General features: G+C 65.6%; 15 protein-coding genes. 10 read left to right on the top strand and 5 right to left on the bottom strand.

The features are described 5' to 3' along the window. Together H8B02_RS11295 and nadC are read left to right on the top strand one after the other, a co-directional pair. Positions 1–678 (top strand): FAD-binding protein (locus H8B02_RS11295; RefSeq protein ID WP_229166310.1); only part of this gene is annotated, 678 nt, incomplete at its 5' end. Then, positions 675–1,526: a carboxylating nicotinate-nucleotide diphosphorylase gene (nadC, locus tag H8B02_RS11300; RefSeq protein ID WP_229166311.1), complete on the top strand. Its 852-nt coding sequence runs from the start codon at positions 675–677 to the stop codon at positions 1,524–1,526. The genes H8B02_RS11295 and nadC, both read left to right, overlap by 4 nt. A 21-nt stretch (positions 1,527–1,547) precedes the next feature. Here the strand turns inward: nadC and H8B02_RS11305 are convergent, their stop codons facing one another. Then, the gene (locus H8B02_RS11305) at positions 1,548–2,633 is read right to left on the bottom strand and encodes a COX15/CtaA family protein (RefSeq protein WP_229166312.1); all 1,086 of its coding nucleotides are present in this window, start codon (positions 2,631–2,633) and stop codon (positions 1,548–1,550) included. A gap of 93 nt (positions 2,634–2,726) precedes the next feature. Between H8B02_RS11305 and H8B02_RS11310 the strand changes: the two genes are divergently transcribed. Further along, entirely contained in the window at positions 2,727–2,936 is a 210-nt protein-coding gene (locus H8B02_RS11310; RefSeq protein WP_229166313.1) for a DUF2842 domain-containing protein, read from the top strand. Here the strand turns inward: H8B02_RS11310 and H8B02_RS11315 are convergent. Continuing rightward, positions 2,933–3,961 (bottom strand): polysaccharide deacetylase family protein, encoded by a 1,029-nt coding sequence (locus H8B02_RS11315; RefSeq protein WP_229166314.1) that lies wholly within the window; start codon positions 3,959–3,961, stop codon positions 2,933–2,935. The genes H8B02_RS11310 and H8B02_RS11315 overlap by 4 nt on opposite strands. Positions 3,962–4,078: 117 nt before the next feature. Here H8B02_RS11315 and H8B02_RS11320 point away from each other — a divergent pair, with 117 nt between their 5' ends. Continuing rightward, positions 4,079–5,272: a GNAT family N-acetyltransferase gene (locus H8B02_RS11320; protein WP_229166315.1), complete on the top strand. Its 1,194-nt coding sequence runs from the start codon at positions 4,079–4,081 to the stop codon at positions 5,270–5,272. A gap of 3 nt (positions 5,273–5,275) precedes the next feature. Here H8B02_RS11320 and H8B02_RS11325 read toward each other — a convergent pair whose 3' ends face one another. Then, positions 5,276–6,214 carry a LysR family transcriptional regulator gene (locus tag H8B02_RS11325; RefSeq protein WP_207829860.1) on the bottom strand — a complete coding sequence of 313 codons (939 nt, stop codon included), beginning with the start codon at positions 6,212–6,214 and terminating at the stop codon, positions 5,276–5,278. 324 nt (positions 6,215–6,538) lie between these two features. On the opposite strand from H8B02_RS11325, the gene H8B02_RS11330 reads away from it, so the two are divergent. After that, positions 6,539–7,876 carry an MFS transporter gene (locus H8B02_RS11330; protein WP_092114706.1) on the top strand — a complete coding sequence of 446 codons (1,338 nt, stop codon included), beginning with the start codon at positions 6,539–6,541 and terminating at the stop codon, positions 7,874–7,876. A gap of 86 nt (positions 7,877–7,962) precedes the next feature. Here the strand turns inward: H8B02_RS11330 and H8B02_RS11335 are convergent, their stop codons facing one another. Beyond that, positions 7,963–10,299: a GumC family protein gene (locus H8B02_RS11335; RefSeq protein ID WP_229166316.1), complete on the bottom strand. Its 2,337-nt coding sequence runs from the start codon at positions 10,297–10,299 to the stop codon at positions 7,963–7,965. A gap of 175 nt (positions 10,300–10,474) precedes the next feature. On the opposite strand from H8B02_RS11335, the gene H8B02_RS11340 reads away from it, so the two are divergent. The 4 genes from H8B02_RS11340 (at position 10,475) to H8B02_RS11355 (ending at position 15,319) form a co-directional block, all read left to right on the top strand. After that, on the top strand, positions 10,475–11,113 hold the full coding sequence (locus H8B02_RS11340; protein ID WP_229166317.1) for a polysaccharide biosynthesis/export family protein: 639 nt from the start codon (positions 10,475–10,477) through the stop codon (positions 11,111–11,113). Positions 11,114–11,116: 3 nt separating this feature from the next. Then, the gene (locus H8B02_RS11345) at positions 11,117–12,256 is read left to right on the top strand and encodes a glycosyltransferase family 4 protein (RefSeq protein ID WP_229166318.1); all 1,140 of its coding nucleotides are present in this window, start codon (positions 11,117–11,119) and stop codon (positions 12,254–12,256) included. 115 nt (positions 12,257–12,371) lie between these two features. Continuing rightward, complete coding sequence (locus H8B02_RS11350; protein WP_229166319.1) at positions 12,372–13,907, top strand: undecaprenyl-phosphate glucose phosphotransferase; 1,536 nt, start codon at positions 12,372–12,374, stop codon at positions 13,905–13,907. Between the two features lie 143 nt (positions 13,908–14,050). Beyond that, the gene (locus tag H8B02_RS11355) at positions 14,051–15,319 is read left to right on the top strand and encodes an O-antigen ligase family protein (protein WP_229166320.1); all 1,269 of its coding nucleotides are present in this window, start codon (positions 14,051–14,053) and stop codon (positions 15,317–15,319) included. Here H8B02_RS11355 and H8B02_RS11360 read toward each other — a convergent pair. After that, entirely contained in the window at positions 15,291–15,785 is a 495-nt protein-coding gene (locus tag H8B02_RS11360) for a MarR family transcriptional regulator (protein WP_229166345.1), read from the bottom strand. The genes H8B02_RS11355 and H8B02_RS11360 overlap by 29 nt on opposite strands. A 127-nt stretch (positions 15,786–15,912) precedes the next feature. Between H8B02_RS11360 and H8B02_RS11365 the strand changes: the two genes are divergently transcribed. Beyond that, positions 15,913–17,112 carry an FAD-dependent monooxygenase gene (locus tag H8B02_RS11365; RefSeq protein WP_229166321.1) on the top strand — a complete coding sequence of 400 codons (1,200 nt, stop codon included), beginning with the start codon at positions 15,913–15,915 and terminating at the stop codon, positions 17,110–17,112. Positions 17,113–17,186 lie beyond the last annotated feature (74 nt).

Below are 17,186 nucleotides of genomic sequence, written 5' to 3' on the forward strand. Positions count from 1 at the left end.
GGACACCGCACCTTCCTCGATGCGCGCCAGCATCCGGGCGCGGACTTCGCGCAGCGCTATCCCGTGATCAGCGCGTTCTGCAAGATGGCGGGCATCGATCCCGCCAGCGATCCGATCCCGATCCGGCCGGCGGTGCACTACCACATGGGCGGCATCGCGGTTGACGGCCATGGCCGCAGCACGGTGCAAGGCCTGTGGGCCTGCGGCGAGGCCGCGCGCACCGGGCTGCACGGCGCCAACCGGCTCGCCAGCAACTCGCTGATGGAAGCGATCGTCTGCGCGCGATGGGTCGCCGAGAGCATCGAAGGCGTCAGCGCAGGTCCGCGCGCGATGCTGAGCGACGACACGATGCCGCCCGCCGCCGATCCGTCCGCCGTGCGTCCGATCCTCACCCAGGGACTCGGCGTGCTGCGCGACCGCGACGAGATCGCACGCGCGATCCGCGGCCTCTATCTGCTCGCGCGCAGTCAGAGCGCAGCATCCGACGCAGCATTGGTCGGATTGATGATCGCGATTGCCGCCATCAGGCGTGAGGAAAGCCGCGGCGGTCATTTCCGCACCGATTTCCCGCACACCGCTTTGTCGGCGGCGCCGTCTTCCCTCACCCGTGCCGAGGCGCTCGCCGCCGCGCACGACATCGTTGAATCCAAGTTACCAGCCAGGAGTGCCCAATCATGACCCTCAATCCCCTGTTGCCGCTGCTGTATGAGCCGATCGTGCAAACCGCCTTGCGCGAGGATCTCGGCCGCGCCGGCGATATCACGGCAGACGCCATCGTGCCGGCCAGCCAACAGGCCCGGCTGGTGATGCGGGCGCGGCAGCCCGGCGTGATCGCCGGGCTCGACATCGCGCGGTCAGCCTTCCAGACGGTGTCGCCGGCGATCGAGCTGCGCGCCGAGCGGCCCGACGGCAGCGCGGTCGAACCCGATCAGGTCATCGCGATCATCGACGGTCCGGCCCGCAGCCTGCTCACCGCGGAGCGCACCGCGCTCAACTTCCTCTGCCATCTGAGCGGCGTCGCGACCGCGACCGCCACGCTCGTCAAGGCCGTCGCCGGCACGCGCGCGCAGATCGTCTGCACCCGCAAGACGACGCCCGGACTGCGCGCGCTGGAGAAGTACGCGGTCCGCGCCGGCGGCGGTGGCAATCACCGCTTCGGTCTCGACGATGCCGTGCTGATCAAGGACAACCACATCGCGCTCGCCGGCGGCATCCATCCTGCGATCGAACGTGCCAAGGCCAATACCGGTCATCTCGTGAAGATCGAGGTCGAGGTCGACACGCTGGCGCAGCTTGAAGAGGCGCTGGCACTCGGCGTCGACGCGGTCCTGCTCGACAACATGACGACCGAGCAGCTCAGCCAGGCGGTGGCAATGGCGCGCGGCAAGGCGCTCACCGAAGCCTCCGGCCGCATCACGGCTGCGACCGCCGCGGCGATCGCCGCCACCGGCGTCGATTTGATCTCGGTCGGCTGGGTGACCCACAGCTCGGCCGCGCTCGATATCGGGCTCGACTATCTTTCCTGATGGATTAGCCGGCTTGATGGATCAAAGCGACTGGCCGACCGGAACGAGGGTCGGCTGGTCCCGCTCCGTCCGGCGCGCCGCGAAGCGCTCGGCCTGCAACACCGCCAATGTCAGCACGACGATCGCGACCGCCTGGTGGGTCAGCGCCAGATCGATCGGCACCTGATGCAGCAGCGTCAGGATGCCGAGCGTCGCCTGCAGCGTGATCGCCGCCACCAGCCACCAGGCGCCCGCTATCACCGAACTTCCGGCGCGCGCACGCACGGCATCGATCGCATGCGCGATCGCCAGCGCGAACAGCAAATAGGCGGTCATGCGATGCTCGAACTGCACCATCAGCGTGTTGTCGAACAGATTGCGCCACCACGGCGTCTCGAACCACAGCCGGTCCGCCGACGGAATCAGGCCGCCGTCGATCTCAGGCCAGGTGTTGTAGACTCTGCCCGCGCGCAGGCCCGCGACCAGCGCGCCGAAATAGAGCTGCACGAAGGTGAGCACGAGCAGCACCGCGCTCGTGATCTTCAGCCTGACCGGTGCAATGACCGAGGGACGGTCCGTCAACCGCCGCAGCGTCCAGACGATCGCGGCAAAGATCAGGAGCGCCAGCACAAGATGCGTCGCCAGCCGATATTGCGACACCTCGACGCGCTCCGAGAGGCCGGACGCCACCATCCACCAGCCGACGCCGCCCTGCAGCGCGCCGAGACCGAAGATCACCCACAGCCGCCGGCCGAGCTCGCCGCTCACCGCGCCGCGCCACAGGAAATACAGGAACGGCAGCAGATAGGCGGCGCCGATCACCCGGCCGAGCAGCCGGTGGCTCCACTCCCACCAGAAGATCGTCTTGAATTGCGCGAGCGTCATCCCGGCGTTGAGCTCGCGATATTGCGGGATGGTCTTGTAGCCCTCGAAGGCCTTCGTCCATTGCGCCTCGGTCAGCAGCGGCAGCGCGCCGGTCACCGGCTTCCATTCGACGATCGACAGGCCGGACTCGGTGAGCCGCGTGGCGCCGCCGACCAGGACCATCAGCGCGATCAGGCCGGCGACCGCGATCAGCCAGACCCTGACCGCGCGGAGCTGCGATGGTTGTGCGGAAATACCGGCCATTTCGCCCTGACTTGATTGGATTTTCGGGCCCCTTATAGTCCGGCCCGCCCGCGGCGCAAGCGCCGCCGAGATTACGAGTCATACATATCCGCCATGGCCATACGCACCCGCAAATTGCTCGGAACTATCGCCCTGCTCGTCCTGGTCGTGGTGTGGTCGCTGCTTGGCATGACGGTGGCCCAGACCCCGTGGCTCGCCAATTCGGGGCTGCTGCAGGCGATCTTCTACGTCGTTGCGGGGCTCGGCTGGGTGCTGCCGGCGATGCCGATCGTCTCCTGGATGTCGCGGCCCGACCGCGCCTAGATCGCGCCCCCGCCACGCCCATGCCGCGTTGGCCGAACCGGTGCGAACATCACGCCCGAGAGCAGCACGCGCATCATCCGCAGCGACCGCACGCGGCCGTCCCATGCGATGCGCGGCAGTGCGTAGAGATTGGTGCGCCCCTGCGCCTCGACCACACCTGATATGGTAGACACCGCGCTGGCGAAGCCGGCCTCCTCGGCCATCACGACATGCGGACGGCGGAACGCGTCGCGGTCCCCGAAGGGGAATGCGAAATGCTTGATCGGCCGCCGCAGCGCGCTCTCGGCGACCGCCTTTCCCATTGCCATCTCGCGCCGCGCATCGGCATCCCTGAGGCTCGATAGGACGGAATAGTTCACCGTCGCGCTGCCGAAGGTCACGTTCGGATCAGCCGCCAGCTTCGCCAGATCCTGCCAGTCGAGCGACGCGCCGCGTGACAATTGCGCCGCATCGGCCGAATAGCGCCGGCCGAGATCGTTCACCGCATAGGACAGATCGGACGGCGACAGCTTGCGCAGCCAGCCGGACAGGAAATCGAACAGCTCGTATTTGTCCGACGGGCTCGTGACCACGAAGTGCCGTTCCCTGCCGTCGATCATCAGGCTGATGCGGTTCTCGCGCGCGATGATGTCCTCGAGCACCAGCCACCACGCCGTGCCCACGCCGTCCGGGAAAGCCGTCGGCAGATAGAGGGTGAAGGGAACGCGGTGCCAGGCGAGCACGGGATAGCCATGCGTGACGAAGTCCTTGGTCGCACCGTCAAAGCTCAGGCAGGCAAAGCGGCGGCGCTCCGGCAGGGTCACCGCGCGGCGGCAGGCCTCGTCGATCCCGACGATGTCGTACTTCCAGCGCTTCAGCGCGCGGATGGTGCGATCGAGGAAGGCAGGCGTGATCTCCTGGGATTTCAGCGGCTGAAACCGGCCCCGGCGCGCAGGACGGACGCGCGCGAAGCGCAGGATCACCCCGGCGCCCCCGGCCTCGTGCTCCCGCAGCCGGAAGGCGCCGCTGAAATAGGCGAGCTCCATCCGGGCCCGCCGCAAAATCCCGTTGTCCGGCGCCATTACTCTTTGTTGACATTTCCCTGCGAAGGTCGGCCGCAGCCGAGACCTGTAAATTAATACCTTAAAAAATTGGGCTCCGAGATGATCATGGCGGCGGCAGTTGAAGGCCAGACGGCGGGGACGCGACCATGGCCGAACGCAATCCGCGTTGCCGGCGTCGACATCTTTCATGACCTCACGGCGGCCGAGGCGACCTGGCGCAGTCTCGAGACCCCGCAACACAGCTACACCCCCTATCAGCGCTTCGATTTCCTCGCCAACTGGCAGCGTCAGGTCGGCGACCGCGAGGGCCTGCGGCCTTTCATCGTCGCCGCCCATGACAGCGAACGCCATCCGCTGCTGCTGTTGCCGCTCGCCGTCGAGCAGCGTCTGGGCGCGAGCTGCGGGAGCTTCATGGGCGGCAAGCATGCAACCTTCAACATGGCGCTGTACGACAAGGACTTCGCCGCCAACGCAACCGAGGCCGACATCACGGCGCTGATCGGATCGATCGCCGAGCGGTCTCGCGTCGACGCGCTCGTGCTGTGTCAGCAGCCGCTGCGCTGGCAGGACCAGCCCAATCCGCTGGCGTTGCTGCCGCACCAGGCTGCGGTGAACGACTGCCCGCTGCTCGTGATTGAGCCCGGCGCTGCACCCGCGGCACTGATCAGCAACTCGTTCCGCCGCCGCCTCAAGGGCAAGGAGCGCAAGCTGCAGGCGCTGCCCGGCTACCGCTATCATGTCGCGGCCGACAGCGCCGACGTCTGCCGCCTGCTCGACTGGTTCTTCCGCATCAAGCCGCAGCGCATGGCCGAGCAGAAACTGCCCGACGTGTTCGCCGAGCCCGGCGTCGAGCAGTTCATCCGCAGCGCCTGCCTGGCGCCGCGCGCCGACGGCAAGGGCTATGCGATCGACATCCACGCGCTGGAGTGCGACGAGGAAGTGATCGCGATCTTCGCCGGCGTCTCCGACGGTCATCGGTTCTCGATGATGTTCAACACCTACACGATGTCGGCCAATTCCAAGTTCAGCCCCGGCCTGATCCTGATGCGCGACATTATCGATCGCCACGCCGGCCTGAACTACCGCGCCTTCGACCTCGGCATCGGCTCGGACGAGTACAAGCGGCTGTTCTGCAAGGACGACGAAGCGATCGTCGACAGCTTCATTTCGCTCAGCCTGCGCGGCAAACCGGCGGCGAGCGCGCTGTCGGCCATCAGCCGCGCCAAGCGCGCCGTGAAGCAAAATCCGGCGCTGTTCGAAATCGCGCAGAACCTGCGCAGCATGTTCCGCTGAGCCTCAGCTCGCCGCTTCACCCTGCTCTGCGCCGCCACTCGGTACGCCGAGCCGCCTCATCGCGTCGAAGAGCAGCGCCGCGGCAGGTGACAGCGCACGCTTGCGCAGCTTGATCAGGCCATAATTCTCCAGCAGGAGCCGGTCGCGAAGACGCAGCATCTTGAACCGCTGCGGGTCGACCAGATCGAACACCAGCATGGGAACCGGCACGATCGCGTCAATGCCGGCGGCAATTCCAACCGAGGCAAAGAACGACTCGGTGTTGATGACCCGGCGCGGCGGCGTCACGCCGCGGCTCATGAACAGCCTCTCCAGCGCCTGGCGCATGAAGGATTCCCGCGGCTGGCAAATCCACTGCTGGTCGGCCATGTCCTCCAGCTCGACGGTCTCGCGGCCGGCCAATGGATGCTCAGCACGAACCAGCAGCACCGCCTCTTCTGCGCCGATCTCATAATAGTCGAATTGCCGGGGGTCGATGCCCGCCGGAATCCTGGCGACGACGAAGTCGAACTCGAGTGCGAGCAGACGCGTGATCAATGGCGGGCTGGTGCTGACATCGAGCGAGATGTTCACCCGGTTCAGCTTCTCGCCGAGATACTGGATCACGTCGACGACCAGGTCGATGCTGGGCTTGGCGACTGTTCCGACGGAGACGGTGCCGAGCTCGCCGGACTTGTAGCCCGCGAACTCATCGGTGACTTGGTCGAGATCGGCCAGCACGCTCTTGCCGCCGCGAATCAGGATCGAGCCATAGGCGGTAGGCTCGACGCCGCGCGCCGTCCGCTCAAACAGGGGAACCCGCGCCAGCGCCTCGATTTCGGCGAGCATCTTCGATGCCGCAGACTGGGTGATGTTCAACCGCTCGGCCGCCAGCTGCAGCTTGCGCTCATTGTCGAGAGCGACCAGCAGGCGCAGCTGGCGCAATTTCAGGTTATTGATCACGGCCTGCTACCATCCTGCCCGGCAAGGGCCTCTTCGTTCCGATTAGATCGGAACGGGGCTCCAGATTCTGTCCTGACGCGTCTTCTTTACGCGAACCGGTGTCCACTTCGCTGGAAAACGCTCTGGGGTTCCCGCGCTTATACCGCGGTGCATCATGACAGTTTCGCCGTGGCTCCATTCCCAAATGCCATTAGTCACGCGGCTGTCGATTACACAACAATGAATGCAATACTTGCAAGGGCAAGGCGACGGACCGCTGCGGCCGCACGAAGGTGCCGCCCGGACAGCGCGATCACCGTGCGCCGAATCGAAAAACCGGAAGGGATGGGAACGATGAGCGACGATGTCGAGAAGCGCGCAATCGGAAAGATGATGCGGCGGCTGATTCCGTTCCTCATCCTGTGTTACTTCGTGGCCTATCTCGATCGCGTCAATGTCGGCTTCGCCAAGCTGCACATGAATACGGCGCTCGGCCTCAGCGAAGCCGCCTACGGGCTCGGCGCGGGCCTGTTCTTCGTCGGCTACTTCTTCTTCGAAGTGCCCTCCAACATCCTTCTGGAACGGTTTGGCGCGCGGCGCTGGATCGCCCGCATCATGATCAGCTGGGGTATCGTCTCGGCGGCATTCGCGTTCATCCCGCAGATGTCCGCGGCGAGCGGTCTCTCGAGCGAGTGGATCTTCTACTTCCTTCGCCTGCTGCTCGGCGCCTGCGAGGCCGGCTTCTTCCCCGGCATCATCTTCTACCTGACGCTCTGGTTCCCGACGATCTATCGGGCCCGCGTCATCAGCCTGTTCATGCTCGCGATCCCGATCTCGAGCATCATCGGGGCGCCGATCTCGGGCCTGCTGCTCAACCTGTCCGGAGGCGGCCTGACGGGGTGGCAGTGGCTGTTCATCTGCGAAGCGCTGCCGTCGGTCCTGGTCGGCTTCGCTGTGCTGGCCTTCCTGCCCGACTTCCCGCGTCAGGCGAGCTGGCTGCAGCCCGACGAGATCAAATGGGTCCAGAACACCCTTGAGATCGAGCGGCAGAAGAAGGAAGCGGTGGAGCACATCTCGGTGCTGCAATCGCTCACCGATTCGCGCGTGCTGGCCTGCGCCTTCGTCTACTTCTGCCTCAATGCAGCGAGCTACGGCGTCGCGTTCTTCCTGCCCACCATCATCAAGGCGTTTGGCGTCACCGACACCCAGACCGGCCTGATCGCAGCGCTACCCTTCGTATTCGGCGCGGTCGGCATGGTGCTGCTCGGCCGCCATTCCGACAAGACCGGTGAGCGGCGCTACCATGTCGCCGGCGCACTGGTGCTGGCGGCTGTCGGCATCGGCTTGGCCGGACTGGTCTCAAGCCCGGTGCTGATCATCGGCCTGCTCTGCCTCGCGCAGATCGGCGTTTCGGCGGTGCCGCCGATGTTCTGGCCGATGCCGGCCAGCATTCTGAACGGCGCCTCGGCCGCGGCCGGCATTGCCGCGATCAACTCGCTCGGCAATCTGTCGGGCTTCGCGGGCCCGTTCGCGATGGGCTATCTGAAGGACCTGACCGGTGGATTCACCGCAGGTCTGCTGCTGCTTGCGGTCGTCGGATTGATCGGCGCGCTGGTCACGATCAGGCTGCGGATCGATCCGGTCCTCGAGCGATCGATGCGCGAGCCGATGATGGCGCACTGAGGCGCCATCAGGAAGCATGTGAAGCGGCCTCCAAAGCGAGGCGCGATGACGTCTCAATCTGAGCTCATCGCGCCTTGGAGGTCCGGTCAGGCCGCCACCACGCGCGGACCCGCCACGACCGTTTCCGACGGCGCGCAGGGCTTGCTCAGCATCGTGACTTCGGAGAAGCCGACGGCCCTGAGCTGATCGACCATCGAGCGGCGGGCATCCAGCGCCATGCCGGCGTCGGGCACGACGACAGCTTGCGCCTTTGCGGTCAGCAGCTCGGCCGGCAGGTCGACGGCCGTGCCGGCGTCGAGCAGCACGTGGTCGTAGACCCGGAGCAGCGCGTCGATCGCAAGCGCCAGCCGCGGCGATTGCAGATGCGAGCGATCGAAGCCCGGACGCCCGGCGCTGACGATCTGAACCCGCGACTGCCGATCCTTGGTGATGATCTGTGCGAACGTCGACTCACCCTGCATCAGTTCGGCAAGGCCGGGCGCGCCGGGATCGACCGTGGCCGCCGTCAGTGCCGGCGAGGACGCGACGAGATCGACCACCACGACCTTGGCCTGACGCGCCATCAGACGGGCCAGCGTCAGCGCGGTCAGCGTGACGCTCTCGGCGGCAGCCGGGCCGAGCACCGTGACCTTGTGGGCGGCGGGACCGGCCGCGACCAGACGCTCGGCCAGCTCATCGATCTCGTTGGCCGTCCGGGCGGGCGCGGGTTGCGGCTCGCTGACGACCGGCTCATATGCAACTGCGGGGTCGGGCCGCAGATCAGGCTCCGGCGACAGGCTAGGCGCGAGCGGCGACGCGAGCTCAGGTTCAGGCGGCAGCGTCAGTGCCGGCTCGTCGACCGTTGCGGTCTCCAAGACCGGCTCGCGGCGCCGGATTACTGCGGCGGCCGGCGCGAAGGCACGACCCACCGCGCCGGGCGCGGAGATGCGCAGCAGCTCGCCGGTGATGATGATGCCGGCCGACAGCAACAGCGTCGCCAGTGTCGCGATCAGCACGATCGGCAGCTTCTTCGGATAGGCCGGCGTGTTCGAGACCGTGGCGCGCGAGATGATGCGGCCGTCGGTCGGCGCGGCCTCGATGTTCTCGCGTGCGGTCGCCTCGCGATATTTTGCGAGATAGGCTTCCAGCAGATCGCGCTGCGCCTTGGCTTCACGCTCGAATCCGCGCAGCTGCACGTCCTGGCTGTTGCTCGACGACGCCTGCTTCTTTGATTGATCCAGGCCCACTTGCAGCGCCTGGACCCGGCCATCAGCGACGCGGGCGTCGTTGTCCAGCGAGCGCGAAATCTTGCCGGCTTCCTCGCGCAATTGGCGGTCGAGGTCGGCGATCTGCGCCTTCAGTTCCTTGATGCGCGGATGGTTGTCGAGCAGCGTCGACGACTGCTCGGCGAGCTGTGCGCGCAGCGTGCCGCGCTGTTCGGCGAGCCGGCGGATCAGCTCGGAATTGAGCACTTCCGTAGCCTCGATCGGCTTGCCGCCCTGAAGCATCTCGCGGATCAGGCGCGCCTTGGTCTCTGCATCCGCCTTCAGCGCGCGGGCATTGTTGAGCTGCGTGTTCAGCTCGCCCATCTGCTGGTTCGACAACGGAATGTTGTTGGTGCCGACGAACAGGCTCGACTTGGAACGGAACTCCTCGACCCGAGAATCCGCTTCCGCGACCTTGCTGCGCAGCTTGTCGATCTCGCCCAGCAGCCAGGTGCTGGCGGACTTGGCCTGGTCCTGCCGCGCCGCCTGCTGTAACACCAGATAACCGTCGGCAATCGAGTTGGCGACGCGCTCGGCAAGCTCAGGATCCTCCGACTGGAATTCGATCACCATGACGCGCGACTTGTCGACCGCATAGGCCTGGAAGCGCTCGTAATACGAATCGAGCACCCGCTCTTCCGGCGTCAGGCTGAACGGGTCACGGCCGATACCGAACAGCGCCAGCAGCGACTTCAGCGGGGAAAAGCCCCGCAGCACCGGATCGAACTCGGGACGTTCGGCGAGCTTGTTCTTCTTGATGATGTCGCGGGCGAGATCGCGCGACAGCAGCAGTTGCACCTGGCTGGTCACGGCCTCGGCGTCGAGCGAGGTGCGCTCGAGGTCGCGCTCGCCGTTCGGGCGCAGGAAGGCGTTCTCGCGATTGTCGATCAGGATTCGCGCTTCCGACTTGTAGCGCGGTGTCACGACGTTGACGGCGGCAAGCGACAGCGCAAACACGAGCACAGTCGGCACGATGATCCAGCTTCGCTTGCGCGCCAGCGCGCGCCCGAGCACATGCAGATCGAGATCAGTCGCCTCCGCCGGACGCGTTGGCTTGTCAGGAGCTGATATCGGCGAAGCCGGCCTCGCAACGGCTTCGGCGGCAACGGGCGCAGACTTCGGCAACGCCCGTTGCACCGCGGCCTTTTCCTTGCCTCTACGCCAGAATGCAAAACGCATAACCAACTCCCGCGGACGCCGCGATTCCATCTCAATGGCGGCGATTACAGTCCATTAAGGTTGCTGCTGAGTTAATCGGCGCGGTTGACGGATGCGGCGGCCACCACCACTCCGTCATCGTTTGTTAACCATGAGTGCCGTTAATCGACGCCGATATTGTTGCGGGATTCCTCACATGCGCGATCTGCGCGCTCCCCTCGTTTGTCTGATTGCTGCGCTCGCGCTGTCGGGCTGCATGGGCCGGACGTCGCCGGTTGCCGGCGACCCGGCCCTCGATTCGATGGCGTATGGGCAGCCAGCCTTTGCTGCGCCCGCGCCGATGGCCGTGGCCTATGCCGACCCCGCGCCGACGCGTGAGGCCTACAATCTCGGCCCCGGCGACAAGCTTCGCGTCGTGGTCTATGGCCAGGAAGGCCTGACCAATTCCTACGCGATCGATGCGGCCGGCGCGATCACCATGCCGCTGATCGGCTCGGTGCCCGCACGCGGCCGCACCCCTGCCGGGCTCGCCGCCGAGATCACGGGACGGCTGCGCAACGGCTACATCCGCGAGCCTTCGGTGGCCGTCGAGATCGAGGCCTACCGCCCGTTCTTCATCCTCGGTGAGGTCGCAGCCCCCGGCCAATATCCCTATGTACCCAACATGACGGTCGAGAGCGCGGTGGCGATCGCCGGCGGCTTCTCGCCGCGCGCCCAGCGGGACGAGGTCACCCTCACCCATACCGATGCATCGGGCGCCGGCCGCTTTGTCGTTCCCTTGGGCACGCCGATCGGGCCCGGTGACACCGTCTTCGTCGGCGAACGCTGGTTCTGATCGATGGCACAGGATCAAAATCAGGAACGGCTGCTCCGCATCCTGCACGTCGTCCGCGCCCCGGTCGGCGGCATCATCCGTCACATCCTCGATGTCGCCAACGGCCAGATCGAACGCGGTCACCATGTCGGCATCGTCGCCGACAGCCTGACCGGCGGCACGCGGGCTGACGCGGCCCTCGCCGAGATCGAACCGCGCCTCAAGCTCGGTGTCCACCGGGTGGCGATACGCCGCGAGCCGCGCTTCGCCGACTTCATGGTCTGGGCGCATATCGCCGGCCTGATCCGGAAACTGAAACCCGATGTCGTGCACGGCCATGGCGCCAAGGCCGGCGCCTATGTCCGGCTGCGGCGGCGGTCGAACAAGGTGATCCGGGTCTACACGCCGCATGGCGGCTCGCTGCACTATCCACTCGACACCTGGAAGGGCCGCTTCTACAGCCAGCTCGAGCGCACGCTGATGAACAGCACCGACCTGTTCCTGTTCGAGAGCGCGTTTGCCCGCGACACCTATCAGCGCACCGTGGGCAAGCCCTCAGGCCTTGTCCGCTGCGTCTTCAACGGCGTCACGTCGGAGGAATTCGAACCGGTCGCCAAGGCCGACGACGCCTCCGACGTGGCTTATGTCGGCGAATTCCGGCGCATCAAGGGTGCCGATCTCCTGATCGACGCGGTCGCCAAGCTGCGCGCCGACGGCAAGCCGGTGACGCTGACGCTTGGCGGCGACGGCGAGGAGTTTGAACGGCTCAAGGAGCAGGTGAAGCGGCTGTCGCTCGGCGACGCCGTCCGCTTCATCGGCCACGTCAAGGCGCGCTACGGCTTCTCGAAGGGCAGCGTTCTCGTGGTTCCGTCACGGGGCGATTCGATGCCTTATGTGGTGATCGAGGCCGGCGCTGCGGGAATTCCGATGATCGCCGCCAATGTCGGCGGCATCCCGGAGATCTTCGATACCCACACCGACGCGCTGTTCGCGCCCAGCAACGCCGGCGCGATGGCCGACGCCATCAAGACCGCACTCGACAACCCCACCGCGACCGCGGCGCGCGCCGAGCAACTGCGCGAACGGATTTCCGAACATTTCTCGCAGAGTGCGATGGTCGAGGGCGTGCTGGCCGGCTATCGCGATGCATTTGCCAAACATTAACCATTTCTTACACACGTAACCGTTTCTTCCGATTTGTCCCCTTAAGTCACGTCCGGGGGAATTTCGCTGTTGCGCGCGGATGCCCATCTGCTCGCGCAGGAATGGACGTGGACTCGTGGAACCGCTTAACGCACGCTCGATGCTGGATGCCGCTGCGTCTGCGACGGCCGCTCAGCCGCAGGTCGAACGCCGCCGCCGCCTGTCGCCGGCCGCGCTCACCGTTACCAATCAGAAAGTTCGCAGCGCCTACTCGCCGGTCGTGATCACCGGCGTGGTTCGCCTCGCCGATTTCGTGCTGCTCAGCCTGGTCGGCGTCGGGCTCTATTTTGCCTATGTCAGGCCGCTCGCCATCCATTGGGGATATATCGCATCGATCCTCGGCATGTCGGCTGCGGCGGTGGTCTGCTTCCAGGCCGCGGACATCTACCAGGTGCAGATCTTCCGCGGCCAGCTGCGCCAGATGACGCGGATGATTTCGTCATGGGCGTTCGTGTTCCTGCTGTTCATCGGGGTCTCCTTCCTGGTCAAGCTCGGCGGCGAGGTCTCGCGTGTCTGGCTGTCGTCGTTCTTCTGCGTCGGCCTCGCGGTGCTGATCGCCGAACGGCTGGCGCTGCGCTCGATGGTGCGCGCCTGGGCGCATGACGGCCGGCTCGACCGCCGCACCATCATCGTCGGTGCCGACCAGAACGGCGAGAAGCTAATCGAGGCGCTCAATGCCGACGATGATTCCGACATCCACGTGCTCGGCGTGTTCGACGACCGCAATGACGCCCGCGCGATGGAGACCTGTGCCGGTTCACCGAAGCTCGGCAAGGTCGACGACATCGTCGAGTTCGCCCGCCGCACCCGCGTCGACCTCGTGCTGTTTGCGCTGCCGATCTCGGCGGAGACCCGCATCCTGGAGATGCTGAAGAAGCTCTGGGTGCTGCCGGTCGACATCCGCCTGTCGGCCCATACCAACAAGCTGCGCTTCCGCCCCCGCTCCTATTCCTATGTCGGCAAGGTGCCGACGCTCGACGTGTTCGAGGCGCCGATCACCGACTGGGATCTGGTACTGAAATGGATGTTCGACCGCGTGGTCGGCGGCCTGGCGTTGCTTGCGGCACTGCCGGTGCTCGGACTGGTGGCGCTCGCGGTGAAGCTCGACAGCCCCGGCCCGGTGCTGTTCCGTCAGAAGCGCTTCGGCTTCAACAATGAGCGGATCGACGTCTACAAGTTCCGCTCGCTCTACCATCACCAGGCCGATCCGACCGCCTCCAAGGTGGTGACCAAGAACGATCCGCGCGTCACCCGCGTCGGCCGCTTCATCCGCAAGTCCTCGCTCGACGAATTGCCGCAGCTGTTCAATGTGGTGCTGAAGGGCAATCTCTCGCTGGTCGGCCCGCGTCCGCACGCCGTGCAGAGCAAGCTGGAAAACCGCCTGTTCGACGAGGCCGTCGACGGCTACTTCGCCCGCCACCGCGTCAAGCCCGGCATCACCGGATGGGCCCAGATCAACGGCTGGCGCGGCGAGGTCGACACCGACGAGAAGATCCAGAAGCGCGTCGAATACGACCTCTATTACATCGAGAACTGGTCGGTGCTGTTCGACCTCTACATCCTGCTCAAGACCCCGTTCTCGCTGCTGACCAAGAGCGAGAACGCGTACTGAGAATTGAACTAGCCACCGTCATTGCGAGCGAAGCGAAGCAATCCATATCTCAGCTCGGAGATAGGTGGATTGCTTTGTCGCTTCGCTCCTCGCAATGACGAAGCATCTGTTGCGTGTATTGTATCGAGTTACGTGAGTATCCGATGGCCTATGCGGCGACAGCCGGGACGTCCCATTCGCCGGCATCAGCACCGCCAGGCGTGCTGGCGCTGCAGCGGGCGCTGGTGTGGCTCGCCGGCGCGTCGATCGCCATCGTGTTCATCGAACCGAGCCCGTATGAACTCGTCACGCTGACCGCCTGCGTGCTGTTCTTTGGTACGGGCCTGCGCATGCAGCTCGTGTTCATGCCGCTGCTGTTCGCGCTGATCGTGCTCAATGTCGGCTACAGCATCGGCGCGGTGCCGTTCCTCGACAAGCCGGAGGTGGTGAACTGGGTCCTCACCTCCTGGTACATGGCCGTTACCGTCATCTTCTTCGCGATGGTGATGTCGGAGGATACCGAAGCGCGGCTCGACATGCTGCGCCGCGGCCTGATCGTCGGCGCGATGGTCGCCTCGCTTGCGGGCATCGCCGGCTACTTTCATCTGGTACCCGGCGGCTACGATCTGCTGACGCTGTATGACCGCGCCCGCGGCACCTTCAAGGATCCGAACGTGCTCGGCGCGTTCCTGATCCTGCCGGCGCTGTTCACGCTGCAAAGCGTGGTCACCGACCGCTTCGGCAAGGCGTTGCGCAACGCGATCGCCTTCGGCATCATCTCGCTTGCGATCCTGCTCTCGTTCTCTCGCGCCGCCTGGGGCGGCCTGATCGTCACCGCGGCCTTCATGCTGGCGCTGATGGTGTTCGCCAGCCGCTCGCAGGCGCAGCGCTCGCGCATCATCGTGATGACCCTGATCGCCGCGATCCTCGCCGTTGCGCTGATCGCGGTGCTGCTGTCGATCGGCTCGGTCGCCGACATGTTCAAGCAGCGCGCGAGCTTCGACCAGAGTTACGACGAAGGCCGCTTCGGCCGGTTCGGCCGCCACATCCTCGGCGCCCAGATGGCACTTGAATTGCCGTTCGGCATCGGGCCGCTGCAATTCCACACCTACTTCCCCGAGGACACCCACAATTCGTTCCTCAACGCCTTCATGTCGGGCGGCTGGATCTCGGGGATCTGTTATCCGGCGCTGGTGTTCGTCAGCGCGATCGTCGGCTTCCGCTACGTCTACAAGCGGGTGCCGTGGCAGCGCGACTATCTGGCGATCTTTTCGGCCTTCCTCGGCATCGCCGGCGAGAGCTTCATCATCGATACCGACCATTGGCGGCACTTCTGGATGATGCTCGGCACGATGTGGGGCATGTACGTGGCGGCCGAGCGCACCCGCGCCACATCGGTCGAGGTCAGCGGCGAGACTTCGGCGGCATCTTGAGATTGGCGCGCTGCTCCGGCGGCATGTCGATCACCGCCTTCAATGCGCCGGTCGCTTCCAGCACGCCCTTGTAGCCGTCATTGGCGAAGCGCAGCAGCAGGCGCAGTTCGTCGTCGGTGTAGCGGCTCCAGAGCTTGAGCATCGCCTCCTGCATCGGCACGTAGAACTTGCCGATCTCCGCCGCCTTCTCCTCCACCACCGAGATGAAGACCTTGCGGCGGTCGCTCTCGTCCCGCTCACGGCGCACGTAACCCGCCTTCTCCAGCCGATCGACCACGCCAGTGATCGCGCCGGTAGTCAGCCCGGTGACTTCGGCGAGGCGTCCCGCGGTCACGCGTCCTTCAAGGTGCAGGATGTCCATGCATTCCATGTCGGAATTGGAAATTCCGGCCATGTTTGCAACGGCTTGGCCGTACATCACGCCCTGCGCGGATGACCGGCGCATCGCCTCCTCGAGTTCCTGCATCAGCGCTGCGCGCGACTTCCCGCTTGACAAAGCTGCTCCTATATCTTACTCGCCTAATCTCTTAAATACTAAGATAATTAGCAACTGACCTTTCGTAGGTATCCCACACGGATGCATGGAGCAAGGCATGACCTCACGTCCCCGTAAAGCTCTGATCATCGGCGCCGGCATTGCAGGTCCGGTGGCCGCGATGTTCCTGACCCGCGCCGGCATCGAGGCCGAGCTCTATGAAGCACGGCCCTACTCCACCGGGATCGGCGGGGGTTTGCAGATCGCGCCGAACGGCATGCATGTGCTGGCGGAGCTCGGCCTCGCCGACGAACTGATCCGCAGCGGCTCGGTCGCGGAGTCCTTCGATTTCTATTCGCAGGCCGGCAAGAAGCTCGGCTCGCTCAACCAGAACATGCAGCAGCGTTTCGGCCAGCCCGCGGTGAACATGTGCCGCGCGACCCTGAACGAGACGCTGATCGACAAGGCCTGGGCCTCCAACGTCTCGGTGTTCTTCGAGAAGAAGCTGGTGAAGATCGAGGATCGCGGCGACCAGCCGGTCATCGCCTATTTCAACGACGGCACCACTGCCGAGGGCGATTTTGTGATCGGCGCCGACGGCGTGCATTCGGCAGTGCGGCGGCACGTGATCCCGGATGGCCCGACGCCGTTCGACACCGGGCTGATCGGTTTCGGCGGCTTCGTGCCGCGCGCCATGTTCGAGCGCCTGTCGATCGGTCAGAAGGTTGAGACGACGTTCGGGCAAAGCGGCTTCTTCGGCTACGGCCTGTGCAGCCCCGATCCGGACACGGGTGCGATGTGGTGGAGCACGCAGCCCTCGCACGGCATGACCGCGGCGGCCTACCGGCTGCAGAGCCAGGACGCGATCAGGCAGCATCTGAGCGATTTCCACGCCGGCTGGCACGCCCCGATCCCCGAGATCATCGAGGCCGCCGAGAATATCGTGGTGACCGACACGCTCGACGTCGCGACGCTGCCGACCTGGTCGCGCAAGCGCACGCTCCTGATCGGCGACGCCGCGCACGCCACCAGCCCGCATGCCGGCCAAGGCGCGTCGCTCGCGCTCGAGGATGCAATGCGGCTCGGCATGCTGATGCGCGACGGCCAGGAGCTCGGGCTTACGTTCCAGGCCTTCGAACACGAGCGGCGCCCGCGCGCCGAGAAGATCGTGGCGATCGCCCGGCGCAACGGCAACAGCAAGCGCGAGTTCGGCCCGACCGGCGCCTGGCTTCGCGATCACCTGCTGAAGCTGCTGCTGCCGGTGTCGTCCAAGGGCATGGACTTCATGTACGCCTACAACCCGCGCGCGGCGGCTTAGGCCCTCGCCGTCATCACCCGCGCATGCCGCACGCGGGTGATCCAGTATTCCAGAGACAGCAGTGCTTGAGCTGA

This window comes from Bradyrhizobium altum (assembly GCF_020889705.1).
Taxonomy (GTDB): domain Bacteria; phylum Pseudomonadota; class Alphaproteobacteria; order Rhizobiales; family Xanthobacteraceae; genus Bradyrhizobium; species Bradyrhizobium altum.